General features: G+C 59.5%; 3 protein-coding genes. 1 reads left to right on the plus strand and 2 read right to left on the minus strand.

Features of this window, described 5'->3' with window-relative positions; all coding sequences use genetic code 11:
* A partial coding sequence (locus WBM93_RS07680) for a lysophospholipid acyltransferase family protein (protein WP_424430406.1) occupies positions 1–267 on the plus strand: 267 nt, incomplete at its 5' end.
* Between the two features lie 54 nt (positions 268–321).
* Here the strand turns inward: WBM93_RS07680 and WBM93_RS07685 are convergent.
* Positions 322–1,569, minus strand: coding sequence for an ABC transporter permease (locus WBM93_RS07685; RefSeq protein ID WP_424430409.1), 1,248 nt, complete (start codon positions 1,567–1,569; stop codon positions 322–324).
* On the minus strand, positions 1,569–1,844 hold a 276-nt coding region (locus WBM93_RS07690; protein WP_424430411.1), incomplete at its 5' end, for an ATP-binding cassette domain-containing protein. The genes WBM93_RS07685 and WBM93_RS07690, both read right to left, overlap by 1 nt.

The raw sequence follows: 1,844 nt of genomic DNA on the forward strand, positions 1-1,844 counted from the left end.
CGCCCGATCGTCATCTTCGCCGAAGGCAGCCGCGCCCGCCACGGCGAACGCCCCGAACTGCAGACCGGATTTGCCGGCATCTACAAGCTGATGGGCATCCCTTTGGTCCCGGTCGCTCTGAACAGCGGCATCGTCTCTCCCCGAGATACATTCGTCCAGAAAAGCGGCGTGATCACCTATGAAGTGCAACCCGAGATCGAACCGGGTCTCGACCGCGATGATATCCGCAACCGGGTGCATACAGCGATCAATATGCTGAACGATTGAGCGCTGCGGGACTCTTTAGGTCTTGGCATTCTGGAATGGCCGTCCGAAAGCCGCCTATTCGCTGCGCAGCGCCTCGATAGGGGACAAGCGCGAGGCCCGGATGGCGGGATAACCGCCAAATACGAGGCCAACCACAGCCGAAAATATGATCGCACCAATCGCAACATCAACGCCGATCGGAACCGGAAAATCGGCATAGACGGTGAGCGCTGTGCCGCCTGCGATGGCCAGAAACAGTCCCATCACGCCGCCGATCACGCAAAGCACGGCCGCTTCTACCAGAAACTGGTTGCGGATATCGCTCCGGCGCGCGCCGAGCGCCATGCGCAGGCCGATCTCGCGAGTGCGTTCGGTTACACTGACCAGCATGATGTTCATGATTCCGATCCCGCCGACCAGCAACGAGATAGAGGCAATCGCGACCAGCACGATCTGGAATATGCCGGTCACCTGTGCTGACTGTTTCATGAATTCCTCTGTTGTACGGATCGTGAAGGGTTCGACATCCTTGCCCCGCACCTTGTATCGGTCCCGCAACAGCCGCCTCATGTCGCGCTTGGCCTGCGGCAACGAAACGCCGTCCTCGAATCCGACGAACAGCACCTGCAGGTCATCGGGCCCGGCCAGAGTATCTCCGGAGAACCGCTGCCGGACGGTCGAAAGCGGCATGATCGCGATATCGTCATTGTCATTGCCAAAGCTGGAGCCTTTCGATTCCAGGATCCCGATGACGGTAAAGGGCGCCCGGTTGATCCGCACCGACTCGCCAATCGGATCATAACCACCGAATAATTTCCGCGCGACGGTCGGACCCAGAACAACCACCCGGGCTGCGGAGCGGACATCGGCGTCGCTGATAAAGCGGCCATTTTCGGTGTTGATATTGGCGACAAGAGCATAGTCAGCAGTTGCTCCGACAGCACTGGTAGTCGCGTTCCGGCCCGCGACAACCAATTGGATATTGGTGCGGAGCTGCGGCGCAATATTGGCTACCCCGCTTATCTGTTTTTCGATCGCCTTTGCGTCGCGCATCGTCAACCGTCCGCGGTCAAATGTACTGCGGCTGCCTTCGCTATCGGGCTGGGCGAAAATAATCGCCATGTTGGAGCCCAGCGCATTGATAGACTGCATCACCGAAACCTGCGCGCCCGATCCCACGGCCACAGCAAGAGTGACCGCAAACACCCCGATCATCACGCCGAGCGCGGTCAGGATCGAGCGCATCAGATTGGTGCGCAGCGCGGTCATCGCGATGGCGACATTGACTAGCCATGCCGAGGCTTGCTGGGCGAGGCCTGCCATCAGGACACTGGAATCCGTCGGTTCATTGTCGCCTGGTCATCGAGTATCTTGCCATCGCGAAACTGGATCCGGCGCTTGGCATGGTCGGCAATGTCCGCTTCGTGGGTGACGACGATGATGGTGATCCCGCTATCATTCAGTTGTTGAAAAATCTCCATGATGTCCGCGGAAGTCTTGGTATCCAGCGCACCGGTCGGTTCATCCGCGAGCAGGATCAGGGGATTGGTAACCAGCGCCCGCGCGATGGCAACGCGTTGCTGCTGACCGCCCGACAG

It is taken from the genome of Parasphingorhabdus sp. (genome assembly GCF_049667325.1).
Taxonomy (GTDB): domain Bacteria; phylum Pseudomonadota; class Alphaproteobacteria; order Sphingomonadales; family Sphingomonadaceae; genus Parasphingorhabdus.